Below are 1,908 nucleotides of genomic sequence, written 5' to 3' on the forward strand. Positions count from 1 at the left end.
CCTCGGCCAGGCTCCCGACGGAGCGCTCGCCGCCGGACAGCTGCTCGAGCACCTGCACGCGCAGGGGATGCCCGAGCGACTTGAACAGTTCGGCCTTGAGCAGGGCCATGGGCAGTCCGGTGGTCGACACCGTCTGAGCATATCGCTAATCTATAATGTCTTCAAATAGATGAGGGATCCGCCCGTCCGCTACGGGTCGGCGCACGATGCGCCGTGGGCGGCGAGATACGGTGTGCGGTGCGGTCCCACCCCGACCGCACCGCGTCACGCAAACGACCACGCGCCCCCCAACTTATGTCCGGCACGTGACGCGCAGGCCGTACAGGGGTCCTGGCAGCCTCCGGAAACCGGTAGCCTAGACATGTCCAACCGAATCCAACGGTAGCACGAATTAGACATGTCCAACGCACGGCGACACGCCATGGGACCATCGATCCACCGAGTAGGGAATTGCGTGATGCGCGAAGAACGCCGAGAGCGGGCCCGCCGGCTGGTCGAGGCGCTCGACCTGCCGCGCCCGCTCACCGCCGAGAAGCTCCACCGGCACATGGAGGGCGTTCGGCAGAAGAAGATCATCCTCCGCCCCGCCAGCGCCGACCTGATCACGTCCGGCGTCTGCGGCCTGTGGCTGGAGATCGCGGGCGAGGACTTCGAGCGGGTGCACTACGCGCCGACGGAGTCCGCCGTGCACCGCCAGCAGTTCATCAACCACGAGTACGGGCACATGATCCTCCGGCACGAGAAGGAACTCCTCACCGCCGAACGCGTCGCCCTGCTCGCCCCCCTGATCCCGATGGACGCGATCGTGCACGCCCTCTCCCGGAGCTCCTTCACCGACGAGCAGGAGGCCCTCGCTGAGGCCATCGGCGACGAGCTCGCCCTGATCATGCTGGACGACCGCACGGATGCCCGGAACGGCCCGCGGACCGGCTTCGGGAGGGTGCTCTGATGGTCGTCGGTCAACTCATCATGGCCGCACTCCTCTGGCTGTCCGCCCTGCTCTGGCTGCCGTCGGCGATCCGCGGCCGACGCCAGCTGCTGTTCTGGTTCCTGGCTGTCTTCGCGCTGTCGATGTCCCTTCAACCCGCGCCTGTCTACGACGTCGTCGATGCGGCCTTCGGCGGCGGCAACATCACGTTCTTCATCTACCATGCAGCAGCGATTGTCGCGATCGCGCTTCTGAACAGCATCGTGCAGGAGGCAACCAGCGACGACGGGATCACCCCTTCGCGTCGCCGGGTCAGCATTTCCATCGTCGCCGCGATCGTCAGCGTTCAGGCCCTCCTGTTCTTCGGCAGAGATTGGCGTTTCACTGACGACTACGACGGGATGGCATTCAACCGGTGGGACTACACGGTGTACGCGTCGACTACCTGGTTCGCCCTGGCCTACTTCTCCGTATCCGTCGCCGCCGCCTGCCTGGGTGACCTGCCGAGGCAACGCCGGCGAGTGACACGGCTCTCGCTGCTCTTCGTCGCCGTGGGCTGCCTGGGCGTGCTGCTGTTCGCCCTGGTGAGCATCGTGAACGCGACGCTGCTGAGTCTCGATCAGGGCTCCGGCTTCACAAGCGCGACCCGCGGCATCTATTTCACGGCATTGATCACCGCGCCGATCTGCCTCGCGATCGGCCTGGGCCTCACGACCGTCGTCGACGCCGTGGCCGGTGCGTGGCGAAGCGGTACGGATCGCGTGCTGCTCTGGCGGATCACCCCGCTCTGGGAGCGCCTGATCGCGGACTCCCCCGAACTCAGCCTCGAGGCGGCCTCGCCGCGCCTGCGGCTCGCCGTCGGGCGTGAGCCGGGAGCGCGGCTCTACCGGCGCTACGTCGAGGTGCGCGACAGCCTGCTCCTCCACCCGCGGGAGGCCACCGCGGCCGAACGCGCCCTCCTCGACGCGGTCGAACGGCAG

At 67.3% G+C, this 1,908-nt stretch carries 2 protein-coding genes; both read left to right on the forward strand.

Features of this window, described 5'->3' with window-relative positions:
* The first annotated feature begins 457 nt into the window (after positions 1-457).
* Positions 458-949: a hypothetical protein gene (locus H7290_RS11060; RefSeq protein ID WP_290514070.1), complete on the forward strand. Its 492-nt coding sequence runs from the start codon at positions 458-460 to the stop codon at positions 947-949.
* A 20-nt stretch (positions 950-969) separates the two neighbouring features.
* Positions 970-1,908, forward strand: a 939-nt coding sequence (locus H7290_RS11065) for a DUF6545 domain-containing protein (RefSeq protein ID WP_290514071.1), incomplete at its 3' end; no start/stop codon positions are given.

Source organism: Aeromicrobium sp. (assembly GCF_014378035.1).
In the GTDB taxonomy this organism is placed as follows: Bacteria; Actinomycetota; Actinomycetes; order Propionibacteriales; family Nocardioidaceae; genus Aeromicrobium.